General features: G+C 38.7%; 30 protein-coding genes, 2 tRNA genes, 1 other RNA gene and 1 pseudogene. 7 read left to right on the top strand and 27 right to left on the bottom strand.

Annotated features, from left to right (window positions below; genetic code table 11):
- Positions 1–26: 26 nt before the first annotated feature.
- From ffs to WIW52_RS07890, 19 genes are all read right to left on the bottom strand, one after another.
- Positions 27–334, bottom strand: an RNA gene (ffs, locus tag WIW52_RS07980) — signal recognition particle sRNA.
- Between the two features lie 22 nt (positions 335–356).
- Positions 357–983, bottom strand: coding sequence for an HAD family hydrolase (locus WIW52_RS07975; protein ID WP_337709746.1), 627 nt, complete (start codon positions 981–983; stop codon positions 357–359).
- Positions 980–2,065, bottom strand: a complete 1,086-nt coding sequence (locus tag WIW52_RS07970; RefSeq protein WP_337709745.1) for a zinc-binding dehydrogenase — start codon at positions 2,063–2,065, stop codon at positions 980–982. The genes WIW52_RS07975 and WIW52_RS07970 overlap by 4 nt, the downstream gene beginning before the upstream one ends.
- Before the next feature lie 75 nt (positions 2,066–2,140).
- Positions 2,141–2,240, bottom strand: a tRNA-Ser gene (locus WIW52_RS07965).
- Between the two features lie 182 nt (positions 2,241–2,422).
- Positions 2,423–3,427, bottom strand: coding sequence for an MraY family glycosyltransferase (locus WIW52_RS07960; RefSeq protein WP_337709744.1), 1,005 nt, complete (start codon positions 3,425–3,427; stop codon positions 2,423–2,425).
- Positions 3,427–4,413: a geranylgeranyl diphosphate synthase gene (gene gds / locus WIW52_RS07955; RefSeq protein WP_337709743.1), complete on the bottom strand. Its 987-nt coding sequence runs from the start codon at positions 4,411–4,413 to the stop codon at positions 3,427–3,429. Before gds ends, WIW52_RS07960 begins: the two co-directional genes overlap by 1 nt.
- Positions 4,410–5,513: a type 2 isopentenyl-diphosphate Delta-isomerase gene (gene fni / locus WIW52_RS07950; protein ID WP_443295628.1), complete on the bottom strand. Its 1,104-nt coding sequence runs from the start codon at positions 5,511–5,513 to the stop codon at positions 4,410–4,412. Before fni ends, gds begins: the two co-directional genes overlap by 4 nt.
- A gap of 1 nt (position 5,514) precedes the next feature.
- Complete coding sequence (locus WIW52_RS07945) at positions 5,515–6,180, bottom strand: hypothetical protein (protein ID WP_337702428.1); 666 nt, start codon at positions 6,178–6,180, stop codon at positions 5,515–5,517.
- On the bottom strand, positions 6,173–7,033 hold the full coding sequence (amrB, locus tag WIW52_RS07940) for an AmmeMemoRadiSam system protein B (protein WP_337709739.1): 861 nt from the start codon (positions 7,031–7,033) through the stop codon (positions 6,173–6,175). Before amrB ends, WIW52_RS07945 begins: the two co-directional genes overlap by 8 nt.
- On the bottom strand, positions 7,030–7,707 hold the full coding sequence (rpsB, locus tag WIW52_RS07935; protein WP_337702432.1) for a 30S ribosomal protein S2: 678 nt from the start codon (positions 7,705–7,707) through the stop codon (positions 7,030–7,032). Before rpsB ends, amrB begins: the two co-directional genes overlap by 4 nt.
- 10 nt (positions 7,708–7,717) lie before the next feature.
- Positions 7,718–7,918, bottom strand: coding sequence for a DNA-directed RNA polymerase subunit N (locus WIW52_RS07930; RefSeq protein ID WP_337702434.1), 201 nt, complete (start codon positions 7,916–7,918; stop codon positions 7,718–7,720).
- A gap of 6 nt (positions 7,919–7,924) precedes the next feature.
- A complete protein-coding gene (locus WIW52_RS07925) occupies positions 7,925–8,341 on the bottom strand; it encodes a 30S ribosomal protein S9 (protein ID WP_337709737.1) in 417 nt (138 codons plus the stop codon).
- Positions 8,334–8,795, bottom strand: a complete 462-nt coding sequence (locus tag WIW52_RS07920; RefSeq protein ID WP_337702438.1) for a 50S ribosomal protein L13 — start codon at positions 8,793–8,795, stop codon at positions 8,334–8,336. Before WIW52_RS07920 ends, WIW52_RS07925 begins: the two co-directional genes overlap by 8 nt.
- Complete coding sequence (locus WIW52_RS07915; protein WP_156007664.1) at positions 8,792–9,148, bottom strand: 50S ribosomal protein L18e; 357 nt, start codon at positions 9,146–9,148, stop codon at positions 8,792–8,794. The genes WIW52_RS07920 and WIW52_RS07915 overlap by 4 nt, the downstream gene beginning before the upstream one ends.
- Entirely contained in the window at positions 9,145–9,939 is a 795-nt protein-coding gene (locus WIW52_RS07910; RefSeq protein ID WP_337709735.1) for a DNA-directed RNA polymerase subunit D, read from the bottom strand. The genes WIW52_RS07915 and WIW52_RS07910 overlap by 4 nt, the downstream gene beginning before the upstream one ends.
- Positions 9,940–9,963: 24 nt before the next feature.
- The gene (locus WIW52_RS07905) at positions 9,964–10,362 is read right to left on the bottom strand and encodes a 30S ribosomal protein S11 (protein ID WP_337702442.1); all 399 of its coding nucleotides are present in this window, start codon (positions 10,360–10,362) and stop codon (positions 9,964–9,966) included.
- Positions 10,346–10,885: a 30S ribosomal protein S4 gene (locus tag WIW52_RS07900; RefSeq protein ID WP_337702444.1), complete on the bottom strand. Its 540-nt coding sequence runs from the start codon at positions 10,883–10,885 to the stop codon at positions 10,346–10,348. The genes WIW52_RS07905 and WIW52_RS07900 overlap by 17 nt, the downstream gene beginning before the upstream one ends.
- Positions 10,886–10,895: 10 nt before the next feature.
- A complete protein-coding gene (locus WIW52_RS07895; RefSeq protein WP_337709799.1) occupies positions 10,896–11,432 on the bottom strand; it encodes a 30S ribosomal protein S13 in 537 nt (178 codons plus the stop codon).
- Between the two features lie 25 nt (positions 11,433–11,457).
- Positions 11,458–12,732: an AIR synthase-related protein gene (locus tag WIW52_RS07890; RefSeq protein ID WP_337709733.1), complete on the bottom strand. Its 1,275-nt coding sequence runs from the start codon at positions 12,730–12,732 to the stop codon at positions 11,458–11,460.
- 33 nt (positions 12,733–12,765) lie between these two features.
- On the opposite strand from WIW52_RS07890, the gene WIW52_RS07885 reads away from it, so the two are divergent.
- Genes WIW52_RS07885 through dnaG form a run of 4 tightly spaced genes read left to right on the top strand, consistent with a single transcriptional unit; the run spans position 12,766 to position 15,928 of the window.
- Positions 12,766–13,170, top strand: coding sequence for a secondary thiamine-phosphate synthase enzyme YjbQ (locus tag WIW52_RS07885; protein WP_337709725.1), 405 nt, complete (start codon positions 12,766–12,768; stop codon positions 13,168–13,170).
- 44 nt (positions 13,171–13,214) lie between these two features.
- Positions 13,215–13,544, top strand: a complete 330-nt coding sequence (locus WIW52_RS07880) for a hypothetical protein (protein WP_337709723.1) — start codon at positions 13,215–13,217, stop codon at positions 13,542–13,544.
- A 45-nt stretch (positions 13,545–13,589) separates the two neighbouring features.
- The gene (locus WIW52_RS07875) at positions 13,590–14,675 is read left to right on the top strand and encodes a tyrosine--tRNA ligase (protein WP_337709797.1); all 1,086 of its coding nucleotides are present in this window, start codon (positions 13,590–13,592) and stop codon (positions 14,673–14,675) included.
- Between the two features lie 17 nt (positions 14,676–14,692).
- A complete protein-coding gene (gene dnaG / locus WIW52_RS07870) occupies positions 14,693–15,928 on the top strand; it encodes a DNA primase DnaG (protein ID WP_337709722.1) in 1,236 nt (411 codons plus the stop codon).
- 8 nt (positions 15,929–15,936) lie between these two features.
- Here the strand turns inward: dnaG and WIW52_RS07865 are convergent, their stop codons facing one another.
- The gene (locus WIW52_RS07865; protein WP_337709718.1) at positions 15,937–18,282 is read right to left on the bottom strand and encodes a DNA-directed DNA polymerase; all 2,346 of its coding nucleotides are present in this window, start codon (positions 18,280–18,282) and stop codon (positions 15,937–15,939) included.
- A 40-nt stretch (positions 18,283–18,322) separates the two neighbouring features.
- A complete protein-coding gene (locus WIW52_RS07860) occupies positions 18,323–18,784 on the bottom strand; it encodes a GNAT family N-acetyltransferase (protein WP_337709716.1) in 462 nt (153 codons plus the stop codon).
- Positions 18,785–18,808: 24 nt separating this feature from the next.
- Here WIW52_RS07860 and WIW52_RS07855 point away from each other — a divergent pair, with 24 nt between their 5' ends.
- Positions 18,809–19,828 (top strand): mRNA surveillance protein pelota, encoded by a 1,020-nt coding sequence (locus WIW52_RS07855; protein ID WP_337709714.1) that lies wholly within the window; start codon positions 18,809–18,811, stop codon positions 19,826–19,828.
- On the opposite strand, the gene WIW52_RS07850 is transcribed toward WIW52_RS07855, so the two are convergent.
- Genes WIW52_RS07850 through WIW52_RS07840 form a run of 3 tightly spaced genes read right to left on the bottom strand, consistent with a single transcriptional unit; the run spans position 19,805 to position 21,975 of the window.
- Complete coding sequence (locus tag WIW52_RS07850) at positions 19,805–20,809, bottom strand: radical SAM protein (RefSeq protein WP_337709795.1); 1,005 nt, start codon at positions 20,807–20,809, stop codon at positions 19,805–19,807. The genes WIW52_RS07855 and WIW52_RS07850 overlap by 24 nt on opposite strands.
- Positions 20,790–21,323, bottom strand: a complete 534-nt coding sequence (locus WIW52_RS07845) for a DUF1122 family protein (protein WP_337709712.1) — start codon at positions 21,321–21,323, stop codon at positions 20,790–20,792. The genes WIW52_RS07850 and WIW52_RS07845 overlap by 20 nt, the downstream gene beginning before the upstream one ends.
- Positions 21,310–21,975 (bottom strand): nucleotidyltransferase domain-containing protein, encoded by a 666-nt coding sequence (locus tag WIW52_RS07840; protein ID WP_337709711.1) that lies wholly within the window; start codon positions 21,973–21,975, stop codon positions 21,310–21,312. The genes WIW52_RS07845 and WIW52_RS07840 overlap by 14 nt, the downstream gene beginning before the upstream one ends.
- A gap of 34 nt (positions 21,976–22,009) precedes the next feature.
- On the opposite strand from WIW52_RS07840, the gene WIW52_RS07835 reads away from it, so the two are divergent.
- The gene (locus tag WIW52_RS07835) at positions 22,010–23,107 is read left to right on the top strand and encodes a site-2 protease family protein (RefSeq protein ID WP_337709710.1); all 1,098 of its coding nucleotides are present in this window, start codon (positions 22,010–22,012) and stop codon (positions 23,105–23,107) included.
- Here the strand turns inward: WIW52_RS07835 and lysS are convergent.
- Together lysS and sul7d are read right to left on the bottom strand one after the other, a co-directional pair.
- A complete protein-coding gene (gene lysS, locus WIW52_RS07830) occupies positions 23,091–24,572 on the bottom strand; it encodes a lysine--tRNA ligase (protein ID WP_337709709.1) in 1,482 nt (493 codons plus the stop codon). The genes WIW52_RS07835 and lysS overlap by 17 nt on opposite strands.
- A 142-nt stretch (positions 24,573–24,714) precedes the next feature.
- Positions 24,715–24,912, bottom strand: a complete 198-nt coding sequence (sul7d, locus tag WIW52_RS07825) for a Sul7d family chromatin protein (protein ID WP_156007647.1) — start codon at positions 24,910–24,912, stop codon at positions 24,715–24,717.
- Positions 24,913–25,469: 557 nt separating this feature from the next.
- On the opposite strand from sul7d, the gene WIW52_RS07820 reads away from it, so the two are divergent.
- Positions 25,470–25,545 (top strand) — tRNA-Pro (locus WIW52_RS07820).
- 28 nt (positions 25,546–25,573) lie between these two features.
- Here WIW52_RS07820 and WIW52_RS07815 read toward each other — a convergent pair.
- A pseudogene (locus tag WIW52_RS07815) lies at positions 25,574–25,650 on the bottom strand (putative integrase); the annotation flags it as partial.
- Positions 25,651–25,870 lie beyond the last annotated feature (220 nt).

Raw genomic sequence — 25,870 nt, 5'->3', positions numbered from 1 at the left:
AAATAGTTAAGGAAAATAAGCTGTAGCGGTCGGCTCTCCCATACCATAACCCTTATCACCCCAGACTTTCCCTAGCCCTTCTCATGCCGGTGACCGATGAACGCGGATAGCCGGGCACGGTTGCTCCCTTCCGGACCTGGCCGATTCCCCCGGTCAATGCGGTATCTTCCCTCCCTCCAGAGGGAAGACCCGCAACTATCTCGCCCCATCGGGCGGCACTCATCGTTAGGCTAGGATCTGGAGGTAACAGGTATTATGGTATGGGAGTTACTGGTGCCCGCATTAAGCCATGCGGGTTACAGGGGCTGGCTAGACCCCCCACCCTCCCCGACCATCTACTAATTTATCTGTTAAGATTAAGAAATTAACTCAAACAGCTCACACAAAGAATCTATTATTATCGCGTTTTTAGACCTGACCTTCTCCTCGCTAAAAGGTACACCAGACTTCACGAAAAATATACGAGAAAGCCGTGAATTATAATAAGCCTCTACATCTACCTCAGTATCCCCTACTCCGATACTTTCATGTGGCATGACACCAAGACTATTTAGTGCGGTTACTATCGGCTCTGGATCAGGTTTTCCTTTCACTACGTCATCAGACGTGACTAAAACATCATAATTTACTCCTATTTTACTTAGGACTTTCGTAGCTGAGATTCTGTTAGATGAAGTAACAACAGCTATTTTAACAAATTTTTGAATCAAATAAGAAATAACTTGTTTAGCGCATTTCGTAGCTTCCGCTTTTGTCTCTACTAGTTGTATATACTCCTTATTTTTTACTTCCACTAGTTCCTTCCATCTTTCACCTGCAAGCAATTTAGCTATATCTGACGTCTTTCTCCCTAGCAAATATTCGATTTTTACATTTGTAACAATCCCTAACTTTTTTAGCCCTATCTCCCATGCCTCTTTATGAATTAAGGCAGTATTAGCAAGAGTTCCATCAAGGTCGAAAATAGCAGCGGAAATCCTCATGGTACAATTAAACTCCTTATAGCTTCGCCCTCTTCTAATACCTTCACAGCTTCATTAATCTCTTCTAACTTGAACTTACCAGTTACCAGTTTGCTAGGATCATACTTCCCTAACCTTACTAGCTCCAGTAACCTAGGCATATCTACTCTAGGCCTACCACCGTAATTACCTATAATCGTAATTCCACCTCTAACTATAGAAGCAATCCTTAAGGGAATTTGTGCTGAAACTGGAGGTAGTCCAACTAAGACAACTCTTCCACCTATCCTCACTCCGTCTACAGCCATTTGAATAGTCTCCTGAGTCCCCGCAGCTTCAATAACTACATCAGGTCCTCCGTTCGTAATCTGTTTTAAGGTCTTTATTGGATCAGATTCTTTAGTATTAATAACATCAGTAGCTCCTAACTCCATGGCTTTTTCAAGCTTCCATTTCTTCGTACCTAATGCAATTATTCTTCCAGCTCCACTTGCCTTCAGCAATTGTATCACTGAAAGACCTACGCCACCAACTCCAACTACAGCTACTGTCTCCCCGGGCTCGATTTTCGCGTTATTTACGGCGCCATAAGCAGTTATTCCAGCACACCCGAGAGGTGCCGCCTTTTCAAGAGGTATATCGTTAGGGACAACCGTTAACGCGTTCTCATGAACTATCGCATATTCGGCAAAACCCCCACCTAAGAATGTGTGAACTTCTCTACCGTCCTTCAACTTTAATCTCGTAGTGCCGTCAAACATGACTCCCTTAAGCCTGACTGAGGCTTGTGTTTCACAGAGGTTCTCCTTTCCTGATATACAATTTCTGCATTTTCCGCACGGGTGAATGAAAGCTGAAACTACTCTATCACCCTCCTTCACCCTCGTAACACCTCTTCCCACTTTCTTGACTACTCCGGTTATTTCATGACCTGCCACTACTGGAGGTGGGACTGGGGTAGCACCTACAAATACATTAACGTCAGAATGACACATACCGGTAGCTGTAATTTGTACTAAGACCTCGTTATCTTTAGGTTCGTCTATCTGAATATCTTGAATTGTTATCGGCTCCTTGTAGTTGAAGAGAACAGCTGCACGCATAAAATAAACTACTTTAAGTAAGTAAAAAGTTTTGATAATTGTCAAAAATCATGAGTTAAAAGAACCCAAAAATAGCGCCGGGGGCGGGACTTGAACCCGCGCGGGGAGTAACCCCAGCGGCTTTCAACTCATCAAATTAGCAGGCCGCCGCCCTACCATGCTAGGCGACCCCGGCAATTATTATGATCTTCCTTAGAGTATAAAAGAGTTTAGTTCCGATCCTCAGCCAGAACAAACACTTAAATTAGTTGTTCTGATGGAGCTCTAATAGACTAAGGTACTTACTTAACACACTAAAAATTATCATTAACTTAACTACCTATTGAATTAAAGAACACTTAAGCAAACTGCAATACTTCATATCCTGATCACTGTCGTTTGAAACACTATTGCTAATATAGCAAATACCAGTTCAATAATCCATAATATTACAACCACTTGATATTCCTTAAATTTTCCCATTTTCATAACTACATGCGTAAGGGAATTAGGTGCACCGTCCCAGTATAAATAACCTTCATGGGAAATTTTTCCAAAGGATACTCCCTTAAATTTGGTTCTAGCTTTTAGTATGAATTCAAACACATATGGTATATATAAGAAGAATAATGCCGTATACATAAAACCCGCGATGCCTATTGAACCGATTACGGAGCCTATGAAATAAGTTCCGATATTTCCCGGGAATACTTTAGCCGGGTACATATTGAAGATGAGAAACCCTAGAAGTACAAATACCATAATTAGTGCCAATACTCCTGAGTGAAAAGAAGGACCGTTTGATCTGAGACCGATATATGCTAATGCTGATGCCATTATAAGACCCATTCCTGCACCTAATCCATTAAGACCCTCTAACATGTTGAAAGCGTTTGAGGTTATTGTTACTGTAGCCGGTAGAATTAACACGTAAAATAAAACCCCGAAGTCAACTATTCCTAAAAAGGGTATTGATATTTTTGTGTGCCCGATACTGTATATTGCTAATGGAATCGAGGCGAAAACTGGTAAGAAAGCCCTTACAGACTGCCTTAAATTAAATATATCATCTACCAATCCTAAAAATCCTATAACCAGCGAGGATATTAATACTGAAACTACTGTCCTATCTACTTCTGCAACAGAGCTCGAAAAGTCTATATCACTAACTAAGTATGTAAAAGAGCCTGCTACGAAACCCGCTACTATTCCAATTCCTCCCAAAACTGGTACCTCGTTCTTATTAGGTTTATTAATATCTTTTCCTACAAAACCCTTCTTTTTGGATTCCTCAATAACCCACTTAGTTGATATAATGGTAATTAGAAAAGCTACTACTATTGAAAGTATTATCGGAAAAAACGACCTTTCTGTGTATTCCATTACTTTCTCCTTTTTACGGTAAATTCAGCTATATATTTTAAAGCCTTTCCCGCTAATTCGTTTTTCCATTCTATTGAATCTAATTTGTCTAGTGCTTGTTTATAGTATTTATCGGCTAATTCATAAGCATAATTCAGAGAGTATTTCTTTATAATATCCGCAGTTTGCTTTAACTCCTCCTTAGAGGCGTTCCTATTCCCCAAGTTTTGTAGAATTATTCGCTTTTCTTCCTCACTAGCCATTTCTAACGCCTTTATTACAAGAATAGTTTTCTTGCCCTCCCTAATGTCACTGTATAATGGTTTACCCAATTCTTCTTCGTTTGCTGTAAGACCTAGTATATCATCAACAATTTGAAATGATATTCCCAATAATAACCCGAAGTCTTCCAGTTTCTTTACAACGTTATCGGTTGCCTTTCCTATCAATGCACCTAGAGCTGTAGACGCTGAGAACAGTTTAGCGGTCTTTCTGTTAATCATATCTAGGTATTCTCCTTCACTTATGCTCTTTCTATCTTCGAATTGCATATCAAGGGCTTGTCCCTCAGAGATTACCAGAATAGCGTCGGTGAAAATGCGGAAAGCTTTGGTTATCAGATTTGACTCCATTCCCGAGAGAGCGTCGTTAAGAATTTGAAAAGCCTTAGCGTGTAATAAGTCTCCAGCAAGGATTGCCATAGGCACTCCGTATTTTACATGAACGGTAGGCATCCCCCTTCTTAGCGTGTCCTGATCCATTATGTCATCGTGGATAAGCGTGAAAGTGTGCAATACTTCTACGGCAGAGCCAGCTAAAATCGCTCGTCTCCTTTCACCACCGACGAGATCAGAAGAAGCGACTAACATTAACGGTCTTAATCTCTTTCCTCCAGCTTGAAAGAGATAGTAGGACGCTTCGTATAACTCTTTGACATCGCCTTTAATGTAATTAGCTATCGTAGCGTTAATATCCTTCAGAATCTCATTGAAGTACGCATCAATCATGTTCTTCTCTTTCTAACACTCTCTAAAGTAGATAAGCTTATCCCTCTTGACTCAAGCCAATCTTTTAGCTCACCCGTTATAACTAGAGGAGCTTTAGCTAAATCGGAGACTGTCTTAGAGCCACTTAGAAACATTGCTGCCTTTATTTCAAAAATAGTCTTTTTCAGAAATTCTCTCAAGGAATCCTTCCCGCTCATAACAGCTTTCAGTACTGGTAATGCAAATCCCCCTATATCTGCACCTAAGGCTATTGCTTTAGCTACATCCAGGCCGTTTCTTATTCCCCCACTACCTATTATATAGGCGTCCGGAGCGCTAATTCTGGTCTCTACAATTGATGCAGCTGTAGGATTCCCCCAATCGGAAAAAAGTCTAGCACTTTCAGTCTTCCAGTTGTTTTTTCTCTCACCTCTGAACATTTCGACTGAAATCCAACTTGTACCTCCTTGTCCTGACACATCGAAATACCTAAAACCGTTAGAGTAAAATAACGATACAACTTCCATTGAAAGCCCAGAACCAGTCTCTTTTATTATTACCGGAACTCCTAAATTATGTGAAATATCCTTTAATTTATGTAGAATTTCCATAGAATAGTCGGGCTCTCCCTCAGGTTGAAAAACCTCTTGTGCAGGGTTAAGATGTATCGCTATTGCGTCAGCCTCTATCATATTGACAGCTTCCTCTATTTCCTTTATACCATAACCTTTCATCAGTTGAGGAGCCCCAATATTAGCAATAATAGGGGCACTTGGTGCCAGTTTTCTTGCAATAGAGAAAGTCTCTCTGGTTTCCTTCTTCTCAATAGCTATTCTCTGACTTCCAACTCCCATTCCTAAGCCGAACTCCTCAACAGCCTCGGCAATGAGCCCGTTTAGCCTCCCCAACTCTGGGGTTCCTCCAGTCATTCCAGTGACGATTATTGGTGCTGACATCCTCTTTTTCAAAAACATTACTGACGTATCTACATCAGAGAGCGAAAAACCAGGCAATGATTGATGAACTAGCCTCACGTTTTCCAGTAGTGTAGAAGTGTATCCTTCAACTTTCTCATAAAGGCAGATCTCAACGTGCTCTATTTTCCTGTTGCTGATTGTAATCTTAGGCACCCCTTACCTCTATTGCTGTAACATAATTTAAATCCCATATTAATTTCCAATCCTTTCTGGTCACAAATGGAATTCCATATAGAGACTCCCACAAACCGTTCTCTACATATAGTAAATTAAGATCTCTGGTCTCTACAAAATCTAACGGAATCATCCCTATTAGATGAACTAAAGAGTTATCTATATAACGCACAGAGGAAAGGTCTACGGGATAACTGAAGAGATAAGTAGAGGTGAAGTTAGGTAACGATAGCCTTATGGGCTCCTCTTCATCTCTATACAGAACGGGAACACCTACCTTAAACGCATACCTAAGAGCTCTGATCAGTTCCGAGTCAAAAAGAGCGTCGTCTATCATTAATAACGTGTCTTGTATCTCTTCCTCTGATATCGGTATCTCACATTCTTTTACACTCCTTCTAAAATACAAGTCCGACAAGTATATGTATGAGGAAGAGTAGGGAACATGTTTATCAAATGCTAAGGATATATTACACTTAAACCCTGTAGCCTCTTCGAATAAATCGTAAAATTTCTCTGGTAGTTTCATCTTACCATCTTTTGTTACGTTCACGTCAAATTCAGAGAACACAACTAGGATAGGATTATTTATACCCTTAAGGGGTATTCCGAAAAGGGGTATAGGAAGACTAATCACCGAACCTCACTGATAAGTAACCTACTACTGCTGATTTATCCCCAGAAGTATCACCGGAAGTTGCGTGTTTCAACACATACGATTTCTTACCGAATTTTTTGGCCAGTAATAACACAGTCATTATCGGCCCATAACCACAAGCAGTAACGTCTTTCTCTTCGACGACTTTGAAAAGACCTTTATAATCAAGTTTCTCGATTTCAGTTATTGCCATATTGTCCTTTTCGATCGTCTTATCATGGGGCTCATAGTGATTCAGGTCACTACTTGCAATCACTACAATATCCTTCTTTTTCTCATATATCTTCATAATCTTGTATATACCATCTGCTAACATTTCCGCAACATCGGGTGTTTGCATCATTATAACTATCGGAACTATTTTGAATTCTGAACCGAACAAATATTGGAGAAAAGGAACCTGAACTTCCACAGAATGCTCGTACAAATGGGCCTTTTCATCTATATCAACAATACCCGTTAGCCTCACTAATTCCATAGCAATATCCTCATCTATTTCAACTTCACCCAAAGGAGTCCTCCACTTTCCCTTAAGCCAAACTGATACAAAAGAACCTAAGCCCGTGTGATTGGGGCCCAGTATAATGACTGTGTCCGGTTTACCCTCTTGTGCTAAATAGTAATAGGAATGGGCTGCAACCGGTCCACTGTACATGTAACCTGCATGCGGGACTATGAAAAATAAATTATCTCTTCTCTGAGGTTTTTCTTTAGGAATTGAGGGTAATTCTCCAGGGCCCAAAGGATGTAAAAAACATTCCTTAATCTGTTCCTTTAGTTTCTCGGGATCTGCGTCATAAAATGCACCAGCAACTGCTGGTATTCTTATCATTCCGCCAGCCTCGTCTCAAAGTCTTCGACCCTTGCTGGTATATCACCGTCAGCTGGTATCTCCTTCCTCTCTCTTAATACTTGCCTAGCCAAAGCCCAATAAAGTAATGCTAGCGACTTCCTACCCTTGTTATTTGCAGGTATAACCACGTCTATGAAGTCTACCTTCGCATCCGTATCTGAGAAGGCCACAATAGGAATGCCCACCTTTGAAGCTTCTTTAATAGCTTGCAAATCAGTTCTCGGATCTGTTACAACCAAAACTTCTGGCTCTATATAGTTAGATAAGTATGGATTAGTTAAAGTGCCTGGCGGGAATCTACCTACTATAGCTTTACCTCTAACTATTTGGGCAAACTTCTGAGTAGGAGTATATGCGTAAGGTCTCGACGCTACGGCTAATATACCTTGAGGTGAAAACTTAGCAAGGAATTTAGCTGCTATCCTCAACCTTTCGTCGATCTTCCTGACATCTAGCACGTAAAGACCTTCCGGTCTAACTCTATAGATAAATCTCTCCATGTAAGCCGTGCACGTATGCGTCCCTATGTGAACTCCAGACGATAGATACATATCTAGAGGCACTAATAGCTCGATTAATTGACCTTTCTCTGTTTTCTGAAGTTCTGCCTTCTCCTCCTCAGATAATTGACCACCTTTTTCTTGTTCACTCATTTTCTCCACCTCAAATCGGCCTGGTGTAATGTATAACTTCCCTAATTATATCTACATGGGATAAAAGCATTCTCCTGCAACAATACCTTTTCACTCCTAAACTATCTAACACTTTTCCCGGTTCCTCTCCTGCCGATATTCGAGTTACAAAGGGCTCCCACTTATCAGCAATTACGGAGCCACATGTAAAACATCTAATTGGAATAATCATAAGATTTCACCTATATGCCTTCTGCCTCCATCTTCTCGCACTATACCTCATCCACTTTTCTGACTCGGTCTGCCTTGGATCGCCAGCTAACATAGTTCTATCATAGGCTTTATATATCTGCTCAAGCTCTTTGCTCCCAGTAAACTTAACTAAAGCTTTAGCTAAAGCCATCCTAGCAGCATCCGCTTGCCCCATTACTCCTCCGCCGCTAGTATATATTCTGGCATCGATCGAGGATGCTATATTTTGTCCTGCTAGCATCAAAGGCTCCATTATTTTCATTCTAACTACCTCTATCGGTAGGATTTCCAAGGGGGTATCGTTAATGTAGACTCTACCTTTACCTGAAGTTAGATAGCACCTAGCTCTTGCCATTTTTCTTCTTGCCGACGTAATTATAACGGTCTTTTGTTGCTCAGCCATTTACATAACCTCCTATGGCTTTAGATAATTCTGCTACAGTTATATATTTACCCTTTAATCTGCTCACATCAGCATCCTCGAACCTAATCGTCTGCTTACCTTCATACTCCTTAGGAACGCCTATATATACAATTAGGTTCTTATAGTATTGCCTACCCATTCTGTTCTTAGGTAACATACCCCTTACAGTCCTCTTCACTATATTTACAGGGTTTCTAGGTCTTCTTATACCGTTCTTTGCAGGGTTCTGCATAGTCCTAACAGTGAACAAGAGACTGTAACCTTGTATAACTCTAGATCTAGGACCGCTTATTACTGCCTTTTCTGCATTAACTACTATTACCTTCTTTCCTTCTTTAAGGAGTTTCACAATATGAGTTGCCATTCTTCCTAGAATCTGGTTCTCTGCATTAACTATTACTTCATTTTGGGTCTTCTGAACTTGTTCACTCATTGCTTCATCAACCTCACGGTTTTACCTTTAAAGTCTTTTAACTCCTGAACTGCCTTATATAAACTCATAACTTTACCCCCACTTTTCTCAATTTTTTCTTTGGCTGACTTAGAAAAGGACAATGCTACAACAGTAACTGGATGATCGAGTGAACCTATACCTAATACTTTACCAGGTACTACCACAATATCATTAGGTTTCGTGTGCTTATTTATTTTATATAAGTTAATGTAAGCTCTTTTTCTACTAGGAGCTTTGAGTTCTTCAGCTACAGCTAACCAAAGGTTCTTTTTTTGCTTTTCGAGAGTGTATATAAGCTTTCTTAGCATAACGTTTGTGCTTGCCATTTTCATACAACCCCTAACTTGCCCTTTAATTCATTTAATTTGCGTATTAAGCTTTTACTTGCCTCTATTAAAATTCTCTCTGGCTTCAAACTGCCGGTTGACTCGATCTCAAGTATGTACTTTCCTTCTACTGCTGATACTTCTATTTTCCCCCTACAATACTTAAGACACTCTTCACATAAGGTACAAGCAAGCTCATTTGATACTACAACCCTGCCGTCCTTTGTCAAGAATACTCTTTCCGGACAAACTTCTACTGCTTTTTCACAATTATCCAAGACTTCAACCTTAGGATAATACCTCAGGATAGCAACTGAAACCGGACTATACTTAATGTGTTCTTTACCGTATCCAAGCCTAAGTTTAGCTTCAAGTGATATCCTCTGCTTCGGACCTAACAGAACTATAGGAATCGCGTCGTTTATAGGAACTACTGCGGGATCCTCGGATTTGAGGTCTTTAGAATATACCATCATAGAGCCTTGGTCATTAACTTCAACTTGTAAATATACTCTAGAATAACATCCATCACAATTTTCCTTGCAGTCCGCACATTCTTCAGGTGGACGATAATGTTCTAAAGCCTCATCAGATGTAAATGGGATCATAGCTAACCTGTGTGCTAAAATCTCATCGTAAAGGGGGCTGTTATTCTCTATAAAATATACTTCATCTACAGCCATTGTGGGTACAAACAGCATTGAAGCTCTGCGTATGGAATTTACAAACTCTAGAGGATACTCTGAGACTATTAATGACAAAGAAAGATTATCTTTACGAAGTACTGAAATAGACATAGTAAAACACTCGTAGTCTCCTTTTTATACTCTTCTTCCTCTTCTTCCGCCTGGTCTCCTTATAGTATCGTGGGGTAAAGGCGTTACATCTTCTATCCTTCCTATTATGAATCCAGCCCTAGCTAACGCTCTTATAGCTGGTTGTGCTCCGGGTCCGGGTGTTTTAGAGCCATAACCACCCGGTGCCCTTACTTTTATATGAATTGCAGAAATTCCCTTTTCGAATGCATCACTTGCCGCCTTGTTAGCAGCTAACATAGCTGCATAAGGTGATGGCTTTTCTCTATCGGCCTTTACTACAGTGCCACCGGATGCTTTAGATATTATCTCCGCCCCAGTAAGGTCGGTTATCGTTATTATTGTGTTATTTTGTGATGCATAAATCCTTGCTTGACCCCACCTAATTTCACGCCTGCTGGACATTTACCTCACCTCCAGAAGTTTGTGTTGGTGGATACTGTTTAAACGGTGAAGTAGGATAGTAATCTATCATATCCTCTTCACCTCTTTGAACTATGTAACCGGGAGACGTAACTCTCTTACCACCTAGTGCTATATGACCGTGGACTATAAGCTGTCTAGCTTGATATATTGTCCTAGCTAAACCTTTTCTGTAAACTATTGTCTGCAATCTTCTTTCCAGATAACTCTCTTCTGTTAAGCTCAATACGTCGTCAACTGTGGCATTTTCTTTATCTAATATTCCCATTCTGTATAACTTTGCAATTAACTGTTTCTCTCTTACAGCCCTTTCAGCTGGGGGTAAACCCAATAAAGACCTCGCCTGATGTCTAAAGTTTCTTATTATCGTCTGTGCTAACCATAACTCCCTCTTGTTTCTTAGACCGTACTTACCTATTAGAACTTGTTCTCTATCTAGATTTACCTTTATCCAAGGATGACCCGGACCTGCCCACTTCCTTCTGCTTTTTCTTGGATCTCCCATCTATTCCACCTCACTTCTTAGCTTGTCCACCACCTGAAGAACCCCCACCACCGGAAGATTGTGCTTTAGGTTGAGCTTGAGCTTGAGGCTGAGCAGCCTTTGACCTTCTCACACCTACAGTAGTTCCAGTTCTACCCGTAGTCCTTGTTCTCTGCCCTCTAACCTTAAGTCCTAGAGAATGCCTTACTCCTCTCCAGCTTCTAATCTTTTTCTCCCTCTCTATATCGTTCCTAACATAAAATATCAAATCAGAAGTAACTAAATGTAAATCTACACCTTCTTCATAATCCCTCCTTCTGTTATACAACCATGTAGGTAACTCAGGGATTTTCTTATCAGTCAAATAATTCTCTATCTTCTTTATATCCTCGTCAGAAAGTTCTCCTAACCTTCTGTCCTTGTCAAGACCTAATTTACTAGCAATAGCTCTTGCGGTGTTATAGCCTATCCCTTTAACCATTGCAAGAGCGTAAGGAACCTTCATAGTACCATCTACGTCTTGTCCGAAAAGCCTAACGATATATTTAAACTGCTGTTGTTCCGACATTAGCATCAGCTTATACACCTAATTACTAACTTGCTTTTAAAGTTTTCAATACATTTTCTTTCTTCTCCTTTACGAGTTTTAACGCATCATTCAACCTATGTCTAATTAATTCCTCGCTGTAACTTGTCTTATTTCCTATAATTTTTTTAATCGGAGTATAGGGGGACTCTCTAAATCCCATTTCTAATCGGTTTCCCCTTTCATCGACAAGCTTGCCCTTATCGGCCCTCACTATACGACCAATTATACCAGCTCTTATACCAGACTCAGTAAGTTTTTTCAGTATCACGTCAGGCTCTTTAGTGAAAATCGCAATAGAATCTATGGATAAACCCAAAGGGTCTATTCCCAAAGAGTTTAGCATCTCGTAAACTTTGGGGTTTATAAGCGAGATAAAAACCTCTTTTTCAAGTTCAATACCCAAGTTTTCAGGCAACTCGTAAGCCGTGGCACGTATTCCACCGTTAGTAATGTCAGTAGCACTGTGAACCTTGTTGACGATAGATTCTTCACTAATTACTCTACATGTAACTAAGTCTACGAGAGATAAGGTCTCCTTCACTACATCATAAAAACCATTATAAATTGCAGTAGTAGTTATAGTACCTCCTCCTTTTCCCTCGGTCATAACTATATAGTCGCCCTCTTCGATCTTATCCCTGCTAAAGAAGACTTTCTTCAATAAACCCACGGCTCCTATACCTCCACTGATCCTTTCCCCTATAACTAAATCTCCTCCGATCCTTAACGTACTACCCGCAAGAATAGGAATACCTAAAAACTCCGTAACCGACATTACTCCAGCCTCAAAATCCAATAACATTCCCAAATCACTGTCGTCAGACAAATGTATATCAACCAGAACTCCTATCGGTTCTGCACCTTTTACCATAACGTCCCTTAATGCAGCTCTTGTAGCGTGAAAACCTGCTAAAAAGGGGAAGTATGCTAATCGGGAATGTATTCCATCAATCGAGACTACTACGTTCTTGTTAACTCTAGCATCTTCGAATTTATTTAAGCCACTTAAACTCAGGATCTTTTCATGAATTATATGGTCACCTTTCCCCCTAGAGCCTAATCCCGCCTCACCAGCCTTGAGACCGGTTACCGGGTAGGAAAGAAGTGGTTCTATTTTTGATGCAATTATAGACTTTTTAACTTCTTCTATTATAGCATCTGTTAACTGCCCTTTGAGTTGATAATCTTTCCCTTTGTAAAACTCAATTTCCTCTATAATCTTCTTTCTCATTTCTTCTATATTAGGATATAATCTCCTAGCGATACCTTCTAAGTCCATATAATATAAAAAAGGAATTGCAATATTAAGCATATGAAAATACTTTCAAAGGAGTTTCAGGTGAAGACCAAGAGTCGTTTTGAAAGTATAGATATAACAGACCTAGTTCAAGAGAGTATAAAAGGTGTGAATGAAGGTGTAGCCTATGTTATAGTAAAGCACACAACTTGTGCAATAACTATTAATGAAGCCGAGAGGGGATTAATGAGTGATTACATAGAATGGGCTAAAAAGTTGGTTCCTCCAGAGGGGGAATTCAAGCATAATATAATCGATAATAACGGACATGCTCACGTGATATCTTCTATAATAGGAAATTCAAGAGTAGTACCAATTACTGGAGGAACGTTGGATCTCGGAACTTGGCAAAGGATAATCTTATTAGAGTTTGATGGGCCAAGAAATCGAACAGTTCTCGTTAAAGTGATGGGAGAATAATAGCTTTTTTAGTTGATTTTTACAATATTATTCGGGCTCTAGTTATGCCACCATCGCCCTTAACAATAATCGATAAAGTCGAGTTATGCACTACTTCTTTATGTATTGAAAAAGTTGTGGATGAATATCTTACTTCTCTAATGAGAAAGATAAAAGAAAGCGAGAAAACAATAGACAGCTTCAGGCTTTTTGATGATGGAGAAGACTCAGTTAATGAAAGGGAATTCTTTAATTATTATAGGTTTACAGAGGCTCTTATCGAAAAAGTGATAGAAAACGACATAGATCTCAATTTCATAATCAACGATTTAGTTGAAAAATTGGGCAAGACTCATCCGGTCGTTCTATTCCTTAAGCAACTCACTGAAGAATAGGATTTTTTATTTTATTTTAGTCTCTTTATTTTGGGGATGCTTACTTTGAACGTAGACGAAAAGCTAAATCTAATAAGGAGAAATACGGAAGAAATAGTAACACTAGAAGAACTAAAGAAAAAACTGGAAGAAGGAAATAGATTAAAGGGATATATAGGCTTTGAACCTAGTGGGCTGTTCCACATAGGTTGGCTAATATGGGCACAGAAGGTTAAGGACTTAATCGAAGCAGGCGTTGATATGTCAATATTAGTTGCCACGTGGCACGCATGGATAAATGACAAGCTAGGAGGAGATATAGAGAAAATTCGCTTAGCCGGAGAATACGCAATAGAGGTGTTAAACTCTTACGGAGTAGACATGAGTAAAGTAAAAGTTGTTTATGCTGAAGAATTCGTGAAAGACCCGAATTACTGGGCTCTAGTAATTAAAGTAGCTAAGAGTACGAGCCTTGCGAGAATGAAGAGAGCTCTTACAATAATGGGAAGAAAAGCTGAAGAAGCTGAGCTTGACACTTCAAAATTAATTTATCCGGCTATGCAAGTTGCTGACATTTTCTACCAAGACCTAGATATAGCCCTAGGAGGAACTGACCAGAGAAAGGCTCACATGCTTGCCAGAGATGTAGCTGATAAATTGGGCAAGAAGAAGATAGTAGCAATTCACACTCCTTTATTAGTAGGACTTCAAGGAGGTCAAAGAATGAACGTTCAAGGGATGGATGAAGACGACTATTTAGCTTCTATAAAGATGAGTAAGTCCAAACCAGAAACTGCGATTTTTGTTCATGACCCACCCGAGCTAGTGGAAGCTAAACTGAGAAGTGCGTATTGTCCTAAAGGAGTTATAGAAGATAATCCAGTTCTACAAATTAATAAGTACATCATATTTGCGAACAAGGGAGCCACCTTGAAAGTGGAAAGGGATGTAAAGTATGGTGGAGATATAGAGTTTAAGACTTATGAAGAACTAGAAAGAACTTTCGCTGAAGGCAAATTACATCCATTAGACTTAAAGCTTGCAACAGCGAGAAGACTAAATGAGATCTTAGATCCAATTAGAAAAAGTCTCTACTCTAAGACCAAATACGAATCCCTTATCTCAGATCTTGAAAAAAGTGTAAGTAGATAAATAGAAGGTGTGAAAAAATGAAATATAACATAGTCCTTAAATTTGAAGTAGAGGGTATTGTAGATAAGCCTGATGTTATAGGAGCAGTTTTTGGACAAACCGAGAATTTATTTGGAGAGGACTTCGACTTGAGAGAATTACAAGATAAAGGTAGATTAGGTAGAATATCAGTTGAGATAAATACTACTAAAGGTAGAAGCGAAGGAACAATAATAATTCCTTCTAACTTAGATCGAATTGAAACTGCACTAATAGCTGCTATGGTCGAAAACGTAGATAAAGTGGGACCCTATAATGCAAAATTCCAGTTAGTAGAAATTCAAGATATAAGAGAGGAAAAGATAAAGAGGATAATCGACAGAGCAAAGGAAATTTTATCTAATTGGTCTAAGGTAAGAACACTTGACATAAGAGAAGTTATTTATGAAATATCTTCAGCCGTAAAGACCGGAGAAATAATAGAGTATGGTCCCGAAAAATTGCCCGCAGGCCCAGATGTAGAAAAGGATCCAGAACTCATAATAGTTGAAGGAAGAGCCGATGTAATAAATTTACTCAAATACGGGTATAGAAATACCATTGCAATTGAAGGAGCTACTGGTAAGATCCCTCAAAGCGTAATAGACCTAGCAAAACAAAAGAAAACAGTAATAGCTTTCTTAGACGGTGATCACGGAGGAGACTTAATACTTAAGCAATTAATGATGAGCAACATAAAACTTGATTATGTCGCTAGAGCTCCAGCAGGAAAAGAAGTTGAAGAACTAACTGGAAAGGAGATAGCTAAAGCACTTTCTAACATGATGACAGTATCTCAATACTTAAAGAAGCAACAAGAGGCTCAGCAAGCCATAAGAGACGCGATAGCTCCAGAGACTAAACAAGTGTCTGTAACTAACGTAAGTATTAAAGAAGAACAGATTCAAAAGTCAGGACAACAACAAATAACCATAAACATTCCGCCTAATGTAGTTGAAGAAATAAAGAAACTGCCTGGGACGTTAGAAGGTATACTTTATGACGAGAACTGGAACATAATAGAAAAAATCCAGGTTAGAGATATAGTCCAAAAACTGGAGAATACAAACGACAACAGGGTCAAATATATCGTGTTTGATGGGGTAATAACACAAAGATTGGTAGACTTAGCTTCCTCCAAAAATATAAGTATGTTGATAGGAGCGAGGATAGGAGGTATTTCAAAGAGACCTAAAAACCTTGAATTGTTGAGTATCTCTGATGTTATATCCTAGGACATCGTCTATTTCTTAAAGAAGCTTAATATGTCCGTACCGCCACTTTTAAGAGAATCTTCTTTTATACCAAATACTTTTAACACGTGCATAGCTGATGGAATTATTTGATTATCTACGTAGTACGAAATATCAATTCTAGAGTTATCCTTCACAAGGAAATAAGGTTCAGCCCTTTCCGAAAGTTTATTAGTACCTTTAACAATAACGTAACCTATCTTACTTCCCTTAGTCACCAAGTATCCTGCTTTAATTGCCTTCTTTGCTGCAACTACGTGAGGAGCTGTAATTCCGTACTCATTAACATCTTTATCCAAGCCTTTCCAAATTATGAGATCTTCTATCTTGAACTCTCCACGTCTTAGGGAAAGAACAGTCTTCCGTACGTATCTAACAGCATCATCAACCTTCCCAGTCCTGAGTATGATTTCTATTACATTCCTTTGCACTTCTCTAGCCAACTCACACCAATCTCCTCTGATAGCTTCAAACCCTACAATGTCAATCCTTCCGTCTTCTGTTATTCCTGCATATCTCTTTTTACTCTCTGTAAAGAGGACTCTTCTGTATACTTTATCCACCTTAATTTCTATACCAAACTTCTGAGAGATCATTTCTTGGAGCTTGTTTATATCCCCGTTTCCTTTTATGAATATAGAGTCCGTATCACCGTAAATTACTTTGAACCCGTGCTCCGTAGCGATCTTAGCAGCATCACTTATTATACTCCTCCCCCATGCCGTTACGGCCTCAGCACCTTCTCTGCTGTACCATCTTGCGTTAATCCATCCCATATAACCGTAAAAAGCATTTGCCATTACTTTCAACGCCTTTTGTCTTTCATCCAGCAATCGTTTTTCATATTCGTCCTTCGTTTCTTTCAACTTAGATTTAATCTCCCTCCTCTCCTTTACCAAATTCTCCAATACGAATTTGTATAGACCAGGTGGTTCCTTTCTAAATTTATGACCTATGGGCGAGACCCAACAATCATTACATTCACCCTTAACTAACGTGTCGGGACCTATATTATATTTGATCATTATAGAGGGATACATTGATGAAAAGTCGAGGACTATTACGTTTTCATGAATTCCTTGAATAGGTGATATAACTAGCCCTCCTTCATAACTTTCGCCAGTTCTCTCTTCCTTATTCGGTATGAGCTCGTTGTACTTATTTGACTCTCTCATTAATAGCCACTCCACTCTGTAACCTACACTCGCCATAGATAGCTGGTCTAGTGGAAGTCCAGTGATCCTCGTTAACTCTATTGCAAAAGATAGGAAGGATTCGCCAAGAAGATATACAGACCTTGCATTATCCGCTACATATTGAATCACCTTGTTTTTCTTATCTTTATCTTCCCACATCTTAGGTATCTCATACCACTCTAAGTTAACTCTATCTTCTTTTTTGACAATCCCCAAGTAATCACATATGTTCTCCAACGTCTTGATTTTTACCTCTGATACAGAGTTCACGAAGCCAGCCAAGTCCACGTTTAATCTTCCAGTCATCGAATAGTGCCCGTAAACACCTTGTGAGGGTTCCCCATTAACCCTTCTACCAATATCTAGCTTTAAGCCCTTAGAATGAGCCCTCTCCAAAAGATACTGTAAATCAAACGAGTTAGTGTTAAAGCCATAAACAATGTCGGGATCATAATCCTGAAAGAAAGCAACAAACTCCTTAATTATTTGTTTATCGTCAGAATCGGAAGCCACGAACTGCTTCGCACTATCGTCTGTTTTAACTGCAATTACTACTATAGGGTCTTTTCTAGGATTAGGAGAGCCTTGTTTAGAATACACTTGAATGCTAAAAGAAAGCTTTCTAAGCTTCGGTATGGAACCTACGTATTGTTCTTTTATGTTCTTGATTTCATAGACCTTATTAACCCTGAAGTTAGTATTTCCTACCTCCTCTACCTCAGCTTTAATCCAATGGAATGGCTTTATGTCCTTATCTATTGAGTACCTCATGTAAAATCTTATATCAGCCTCTAACACTTGCTTTACTCCTTTAACTTTAAGAACTTCATCCCTATATATTCTAACGTAAGCGGGTATCAGTGTTTCTATTCTTAATACAGTAACGGGTTGTCCAAATAATTTCTTTCCTTTGATTGGAATTATATCAGTTATTGGTGATCCAGACTTACTAAGCTTTTTTATTTCCTCTATAATATAGTCTACTTCTTTTTCATCAACAACCACATAGAAATACGGTCTGAAATTTTTCTCTAGAAGAACAGTCCTTTGCCCTTCAGTGTCAATCGCCCAGATAAAGATGACTGGTATATTGTCAATTACGTCATATGAAAAATCAAGTATGAAAAAGTCTTTAATCATAAATTATATACCACTTCTCATGTATTATAAAGGCAATCAATCACTCAAATCCAATTCTATCTAGCAAATCTTTAACCATAATAAATGCATGTTGGTTTCTACCATAGTAATTTAATTGTAATTTTACCACTTTATATCCAAGTTTGTTATAGAAAGAAATTCCATCTTTATTTCCGTAATTAACTTCAAGATACGAGTGAGAGCAACCTTTTAATCTAAACTTCGACTCTAGTTGCATTAAAAGCATAGAGCCCACCCCTCTTTTCCTTTCCGTCTTTTTTACTGCAATAGATACCACATGACCTCTATAACCGTATTGAATCACGCCTAAAGAATATCCCAATACCTTACCTTTCTCGTCCTTTGCAACTAAAAATAAGTCGCCTGCTAAAAAATAATAAGCCCTGAGTAAAGAGTAAGGATAAGGATTATCAAAGCTCTCAAGTTCTATTGCGTAGATCTCGTTAAGATCATCTTCGTTCGCATTAGTTATAATTACCAAACTTCCACACTAATTTATTTAGCAATGAGGATTTTAGAAATTGACGAAAAGAAAAACGTAATAAAATTACACGTGGAAGACGAGGACGACTTATGGATATTACACTTGATTCTTGAAAAAGGAGATATAGTAATAGCAAGAACTACAAGAGACGTAAGCATAGGAAAGGATAGTAGGAGGATACCTATGACAGTAGAACTTCAAGTAGAACATACTGAATTTCAACAATATACGTCTAGACTCAGAATACATGGAATAATCTTAAATGCGCCAGAGAGGTTCGGAATAAAGGGGGCTCATCATACCATTAACCTAGATCTAGGAGACGAAATAATAATAATAAAGGAAAAGTGGTCTGAGTTCTCATTAGGAAAAATAAAGAGACAAGCTGAGAAAAAAGGGAAATTACTTATTGCATTAGTGGACTTCGACGAGTATTTAATAGCAACACCTATGGCTCAAGGGGTTAGAATATTACAAGAGAGAAGTTTACCATCACCTAATAAAGAGAATGAAGGAATAATAGAAGAGAACGCTAAAGAAGTCGCTGAAGAGATAAGGAGCTACCTAAACTCTCTCTCAACTAACGTAGTGGTATTGGCTGGCCCTGGTCCTTTTAAGGAAATAGTTGCAAAACATTTACAAAACGTAAAGGTCTATATAGATAGCGTATCTTCAGCCACCAGAAACGGCTTAAACGAGATCCTGAGAAGAGATGTTATTAACCAAGTCTATAGAGATTACGAACTAGCAGAAGAGGTAAAAGTTATGGAAAAGATCATGGAAAATCTGTCGAAAGACACTGGTCTTATAGCTTACGGGAAAGACGATGTTAAAAAAGCTATAGAGTACGGTGCAGTAGACACGTTGCTTGTAATCGAAGATTACCTATCAGCTGATACGAGAGAAGAAATAGAGCCTGTATTGGAAGATGTCGAAAGGAAAAGAGGAAGAGTGATGATCGTACCAAAGGATTCAACTATTTATTATCAAGTGAAAAACCTTACTGGAATAGTTGCATTACTCAGATTTAGGATAAACTAACTTTTCTGATATTCTTAATCTCCTCTGGTCTGGATGTTCTTCTACCAATAATACCTCCGAAAAAAGGTTGGAGAACTCAGGAGAAATAGCCCATATACCATCACTTATCTTCTCTCCGTAATCCGACAAATCCATATTACTCCTGACAATAGCCCTTACTACTGTTCCCTCTGGAGTCCCCTGCTCGTAAGGTTTGGAGGAATACCTGATTATCCGCAAAAATCTGGTTCTAGTCTCCACAACGTCTTTATAGACGGAACTACAGTAATGTAGTGCTAAATTACACGTCTCGTATCTTCTGAGTAGTGATAATGCTACTTCAGCACTCTCCTTTACCCCAGTGAGACCGTGGCTAACCTTATACCCTTGGACGTTAAGGGGTTGAAAATTCCTCTCCGTAAGCTCCAATTCATTAATATTGATAAATTTAACTCCCTTCTCAGTACCCCACTTAATAACTTTTTCCAGATAATCTTTTTCATGAGGTAGCGAGGGAACTTCTATTCCTACATCGAAATCGAACTTTAAAGCCTTCTCAATAGCTTTAAAGTACTCATCTTTAACTGGGTGAAATCTTATCTCATCTAAACCTACTGCTTGCAACTCTCTTAAAACGTCGTAAGTTACATACCTACCACTAGTGTAAAGATGAACGTGAAAGACTGAAGAAAACTCATCTTTTAGCATTCTGATCAATCTTACCACTCGGTTGAGTGCTAATATTGGATCCCCTCCAGTGATCCCAGCCCCTAAGGCGTTCATTCTGTAAGCTTCATATATGAAATCACGTAGTGTCTCTACTTTTGCCTCATTAGCATACATTACGTCTTTACCGAACCTTTCGTTACTGACCGGACAATAATAGCAGTTATCACCACACCTTCCAGTCATATAAACTACAAGCTTACCCCCTAGCCTACATAATTCACAGCCTTTGGGTAATGCCGTATAAACACCTATGTCAGGATTTCCCTTTAGCAATTCTCTCTTCAATATATTTCCTTACATCCTCCCTTTTAACTTCACCTAATAGCTCCTTTAACTCCCTCATTTCGTCCTCTTCATTATAAGCCTTATTAGCCTGTAATTTAGGAATTCCTTCGTTACCACCTTCAGGAAAATACCAGTCCTTAAACCAAGTAAAACCCGCTTTGATGAGGGAGAAACCCAGTGGGGTATCTGCAGGATTATATCCCTGAATTAGCATCTTCTTGGTTTCCGGGTCTTTCAAATAGGTCACGAAAAACTTCCCACCAGGTGGCAAGAAATGATACACAAAGGAGAAAAATTCGTCTTCTAGTCCTTCATTTCTCAACCACGGGTCGTAATCTATCTCTAACCAAGGGGTGTAATAACCCCTACCAGAAAAGTAGTAAGCTTTACCTAAAAATTTCCCATTAATAAGCACTAAAAATGTTTTTAATTCCTTAATGTGTGTAGGTCTGACGTCTTTACTTTCTATCTCTAGCCGATTTCCTACCTTACCTCTTAACATCAATAGCTCTACGGAAATATTTGTTATTCTTATATAAATTTCTGATAGCGTTCTCAAAACTCTCATCTATGTCCAGTTCGTATTTAAGAAATACACCTGAGTGACCCCTATCTTCTCTTTTAGTCAATAGTCTCTCACGTTCTAAAATTGTGTCATAAGATACGTTCTTCAAAACCTTTGCTGCATAATCCTCATTGCCCTTGAGAGGTATTTCAATGTGACCCTTCTCTGTAGGGATAATTATCATTAGCTTCTTGTTTACTCCTGAAATTCTTATACCTTTTTCAATATCTTGGGCGGAAACCAGCCCACCAAAATAATAAAACTCTACTTCCTTTCTGGACATTTTAGATAACGGAAAAGAGATAACCTCTTTCTCATCAGGGTCTAAAGAAATATAAGCTTTTGGAGTCGAAAAAGGTGTAGCTTGAACAATGAACTTGTGGTCGGCATTTAACAAGTCAAGTTTCAAGATGTCTGGCGAAAACACAACCACGTCTATATCACTATCCTCATGAACGTCTCCTCTTGCAACGGAACCATATGTAAAACCTTCTTGTGCCAATATACGTAATCTAGAGAGAATACGTAAAGCCCTATCTCTCTTTTCAGCTAACAACTTCCAATGCCTCTCAGTATACTCTACTTCCATCTGATTTAATAGTGACTGGAATTAGTTATAAAATGTGAACACTCCTGAGTTGTTTTTCCTAGGGCTAGTAATATTTTGGTTGGTTTTATACCTCATTAAAAATAAGCTTGAAAGACGCGGATTCCAAATATACCCTTTCCTTTTGCTTTGGAAAAAAGGAACGAGAAGTGAGTGGTTTCCAAATATTGCCAATAAAAGGTACTACAAAATTTTCGAGAAAATAGCCCTTATTTTAGGACTTGTGTCAATGGTGGGTGGAATATCACTAGTGGTGTACGTGTTTCTGAATTTAATTAGCGCCTATTTCATATCACCTAGTCAAGTAGCTCAATCTCAAGTACCGAGATTAACTCCAATTATTCCAGGTGTAACTATAGGGATCAATCAAGTACCTTGGTTATTACTCGCTATTGGAATATCTGTAACTCTCCACGAACTAGCGCATGCAATATCTGCCACATCAAATAAAATTAAAGTAAAAGGAGGAGGCATCTTACTACTTCTTTTCTTTCCCGGCGCTTTCGTTGAACCAGATGAAGATGAATTCATGGGTTCTCCAATATCTGCAAAACTGAAAGTAATCTCGGCAGGGATAGCAGTGAACCTAATATTAGCTGGAATGGTCTTTCCTTTTGTGTTTTACCTACCGCCTTTAATCTCCCAAGGTCTTCAAATAGTTGCTGAAGTACCTCATTACCCAGCTTATAATACATCGATACCAGTTAATTCAGTAATACTAGCTGTTGACGGACATAAAGTAAATACTCCTGATCAGTTCAGCTACTATTTGAGCCAATCAACACATGTTAACATAACTTTACTACTTCCAAACGGTAGTGTGATAATTAAAACTCTAAATACGACCCCAGACCACAAAATAGGGGTTTACATAACTTACTATTACCCACCTATACTTTATGCTATATTAGACTTTGCGTACTGGATGTTCACGATAAACTTTAGTTTGGCACTACTCAACGGTGCACCGCTAATAATTACTGACGGAGGAAAAATATTTACTGAGCTGATCAAAAAAGTCGGATTAAGCGAAAATGTGTCCTACGTTATTCAAGGACTTCTCGTAGTAGTATTGATAGGAGCGATAGTGCTATCCCTCAGTCCTCCTCAATAAGTTTAGCACTCAACATCGGGAAGGGTATAACTTCTTTGATACTCATATTGTTTGTGAGCAACATCACGAGCCTATCTATACCTATACCAAGCCCACCAGTCGGTGGCATTCCGTAACTTAGCGCCCTGATAAAGTCCTTATCGTAGGGGTGAGCCTCTTCGTCCCCTTTCTTAAACATTTCCTGCTCTTGCCTGAACAACCGGTCTTGTAGGATAGGGTCATTAAGTTCGGTGTATGCGTTAGCTAACTCCATCCCAGCTATGAAAAGCTCGAACCTCTCAACAAGTCCAGGTTTTGATCTATGGGGCTTACAAAGGGGCGTAGTCTCTATCGGATAATCTATTACGAACGTAGGCTGGATCAAATTGGGAACTACCAACTTATCGAATAATTTCTCTATCATAAGTCCCCTAACGTAGGTGTCGCCTCTAGGTCTTAGTTCGTACTTCTTCATAAGCTCCTTCAATTGTTCATCAGTCATCTCCTCAACACTCTTGCCCAAAGCTTCCGATACCGCTTCTAACATGGACACTTTCCTGAACTGAGAGAACTCTATTGTATATTCCTTTCCTGCAATCGTATACGTTAGCTTGAGGTCATTACTTTTAACCTTCCTGACAACCTCTTGGATCATTTGTTCGGTTAACTTCATAATATCATTATAATCTGCATAAGCCCAGTAGAGTTCTAACAACGTGAACTCGGGGTTATGAGTAACATCTATATCTTCATTTCTGAAGACTTTACCTATTTCAAAGACCTTATCGAAACCTCCAACAATATACCTCTTGAGGTAAAGCTCTAATGATATTCTTAGATACCAGTCCTCATTAAGATAGTTAACGTGGCTCTTAAAAGGCCTTGCCAGTGCTCCGCCATAAACGGGCTGCAAAATTGGGGTCTCAACCTCAACAAAACCTTTTGAGTACAAAAATTCTCTAATAGTTCTTATAGTAGTATAACGGATTTCCATAGCCTTTCTCGCTGAGTCGTTATAGAGAAAATCTACATACCTATGGGCATAACGGAACTCTGGGGACATCTTAGTCCAATCTGGTGGCTCTATTAGTGCTTTAGCCAACATGGTGTAATCTTTTACTCTAAGTGTTAGCTCTCCCTTCATCGTATAGAATAAATCTCCTCTCACGCCTATTATATCTCCACGATCTACGATCCTAAAGAAGTCCTCGTATTTCTCTCCTAGCTCATTCACTCTGAGCTGTAATTGTAACCTCTCGCCCTCATCGAATATGTCTACAAACGATATCTTTCCATGGCGCCGTATATTAGCTACTCTACCAGCAGTAGAAATATCGAATATGAAGGGATCAGTAGGTTTCTCACTCCTTTCAAATTTCCTTATCTCAGGAATAGTATGAGTTATTTCGTATTTTTGTGGATAGGGGTTTATACCTCGTTTTTTCAACTCCTCTATGATGGCTATCCTTCGTTCATCCCATTTCAAGTGTGATCACTATATTCTAACTACATCAGAAATAAGCCTAGTGCTCAATTTAGCGTATCAGATAAAGGAGGGGAAACGAAAAACAAGAAAATATAAAAAAGTAAAAATCACTAGTACATATTCTTACTTTTTCTTACTTTATTTACTTTCCTTTCTCGGCTTTTGCCAACATGTCTAATAGCTCTTTGGGAGCGTCTTTCTCGCTTACAGCCCCCCTACCAGTCTTTCCGTTGTCGTCATAAGTGAAGGATATCATTTTTCCTACTCTCCAAACCTTCTTTATCTTTGAAGTATCTACTTCTTTCTCTTCTCCCTTATACTTGAACTTTACCTTCGCCATATCTTATCATAGTATCTTACGATACTATCATAAATAAACCTTACGGTATTAAGTTGAGTCATACTTATGATATTCTCTTAATAATTTTCCCCTAAATATGGGAGTGAATTTTAATTTGAAGTCATTTGTAATAATTGGTTTGTCTAATTTAATTCTTGAACTAGAGATGAAATAAAGACCTAATTGAAATTTTTGGACTATTATAGTATTAATAAACGTTTAATGTATAGAGCATTTCAGCTTTAATGTTTAGAGGTTGAAGACTTAGACCTCATATATAGTCCGAATCACATCAACCAAGTAAACGTTTAGAATAATTCCGTTAGCGTATACTGTGACACTGAACAAACTGAGAAAGCCGTAATCGCCTAAGGAGTTGTTGTATCAGATATTAAATAATCACGTCATTAACTCACTTTATCATCTAAGCCACATGCTAAAAGTTGAGGTAAAAATCTTATTTTTAACATCTATTACGAGACAAGTAATTATTAGTCTGAGGAGGCTAGAGCGAAAACGTTTTTAACTAATTACGCGTTAATAAAAAATAACAACATGGGGGCGTAGTCTAGCTTGGACTAGGATGCCAGGCTTGGGCCCTGGTGGTCGCGGGTTCAAATCCCGCCGCCCCCACATTAGGGATACCCCTAACACCTCCCCTACTAATATAAAATTCGATCATCTTGTCTAAAGGACCAACATAAGTTCCTTTACGTTACCCTTTGAGTCCTTCTTTATCTTGTAAACATAATACTTCTTCCCTCTTTTACGAATCTTATATTACCCTGCTGAGAAAACACTATAACCCATATTTAAACTATAGATTAAATAAGTGGTATAATTACGAGTTTGGCCGGGATGAAGAACGCTTAAAGTACACAGACCAGAAAAATAATTAGAGAATTATAATAATTATAATGAAGAAATTAACATCTGAGAAGATTTAGAATTTTTTATT

Source organism: Stygiolobus sp. RP850M (assembly GCF_037389295.1).
In the GTDB taxonomy this organism is placed as follows: Archaea; Thermoproteota; Thermoprotei_A; order Sulfolobales; family Sulfolobaceae; genus Stygiolobus.
This window is presented reverse-complemented; position numbering and strand designations above follow the sequence as displayed.

What these genes read in the sequence shown, in the direction of transcription:
- WIW52_RS07920 (WP_337702438.1), bottom strand. Translation starts at nt 8,795, where the DNA reads ATGAGTGAACAAGTTCAGAAGACCCAAAATGAAGTAATAGTTAATGCA.
- WIW52_RS07895 (WP_337709799.1), bottom strand. Translation starts at nt 11,432, where the DNA reads ATGTCGGAACAACAGCAGTTTAAATATATCGTTAGGCTTTTCGGACAA.
- WIW52_RS07880 (WP_337709723.1), top strand. Translation starts at nt 13,215, where the DNA reads ATGCCACCATCGCCCTTAACAATAATCGATAAAGTCGAGTTATGCACT.
- WIW52_RS07900 (WP_337702444.1), bottom strand. Translation starts at nt 10,885, where the DNA reads ATGGGAGATCCAAGAAAAAGCAGAAGGAAGTGGGCAGGTCCGGGTCAT.
- WIW52_RS07890 (WP_337709733.1), bottom strand. Translation starts at nt 12,732, where the DNA reads ATGGACTTAGAAGGTATCGCTAGGAGATTATATCCTAATATAGAAGAA.
- WIW52_RS07930 (WP_337702434.1), bottom strand. Translation starts at nt 7,918, where the DNA reads ATGATTATTCCAATTAGATGTTTTACATGTGGCTCCGTAATTGCTGAT.
- gds (WP_337709743.1), bottom strand. Translation starts at nt 4,413, where the DNA reads ATGATTGATGCGTACTTCAATGAGATTCTGAAGGATATTAACGCTACG.
- WIW52_RS07905 (WP_337702442.1), bottom strand. Translation starts at nt 10,362, where the DNA reads ATGTCCAGCAGGCGTGAAATTAGGTGGGGTCAAGCAAGGATTTATGCA.
- WIW52_RS07970 (WP_337709745.1), bottom strand. Translation starts at nt 2,065, where the DNA reads ATGCGTGCAGCTGTTCTCTTCAACTACAAGGAGCCGATAACAATTCAA.
- sul7d (WP_156007647.1), bottom strand. Translation starts at nt 24,912, where the DNA reads ATGGCGAAGGTAAAGTTCAAGTATAAGGGAGAAGAGAAAGAAGTAGAT.
- WIW52_RS07910 (WP_337709735.1), bottom strand. Translation starts at nt 9,939, where the DNA reads ATGTCTATTTCAGTACTTCGTAAAGATAATCTTTCTTTGTCATTAATA.
- WIW52_RS07855 (WP_337709714.1), top strand. Translation starts at nt 18,809, where the DNA reads ATGAGGATTTTAGAAATTGACGAAAAGAAAAACGTAATAAAATTACAC.
- WIW52_RS07960 (WP_337709744.1), bottom strand. Translation starts at nt 3,427, where the DNA reads ATGGAATACACAGAAAGGTCGTTTTTTCCGATAATACTTTCAATAGTA.
- dnaG (WP_337709722.1), top strand. Translation starts at nt 14,693, where the DNA reads ATGAAATATAACATAGTCCTTAAATTTGAAGTAGAGGGTATTGTAGAT.
- WIW52_RS07840 (WP_337709711.1), bottom strand. Translation starts at nt 21,975, where the DNA reads ATGGAAGTAGAGTATACTGAGAGGCATTGGAAGTTGTTAGCTGAAAAG.
- WIW52_RS07915 (WP_156007664.1), bottom strand. Translation starts at nt 9,148, where the DNA reads ATGAAAATGGCAAGCACAAACGTTATGCTAAGAAAGCTTATATACACT.
- amrB (WP_337709739.1), bottom strand. Translation starts at nt 7,033, where the DNA reads ATGATAAGAATACCAGCAGTTGCTGGTGCATTTTATGACGCAGATCCC.
- WIW52_RS07925 (WP_337709737.1), bottom strand. Translation starts at nt 8,341, where the DNA reads ATGGCTGAGCAACAAAAGACCGTTATAATTACGTCGGCAAGAAGAAAA.
- WIW52_RS07865 (WP_337709718.1), bottom strand. Translation starts at nt 18,282, where the DNA reads ATGATTAAAGACTTTTTCATACTTGATTTTTCATATGACGTAATTGAC.
- WIW52_RS07845 (WP_337709712.1), bottom strand. Translation starts at nt 21,323, where the DNA reads ATGTTAAGAGGTAAGGTAGGAAATCGGCTAGAGATAGAAAGTAAAGAC.
- WIW52_RS07975 (WP_337709746.1), bottom strand. Translation starts at nt 983, where the DNA reads ATGAGGATTTCCGCTGCTATTTTCGACCTTGATGGAACTCTTGCTAAT.
- WIW52_RS07885 (WP_337709725.1), top strand. Translation starts at nt 12,766, where the DNA reads ATGAAAATACTTTCAAAGGAGTTTCAGGTGAAGACCAAGAGTCGTTTT.
- rpsB (WP_337702432.1), bottom strand. Translation starts at nt 7,707, where the DNA reads ATGAGTGAACAAGAAAAAGGTGGTCAATTATCTGAGGAGGAGAAGGCA.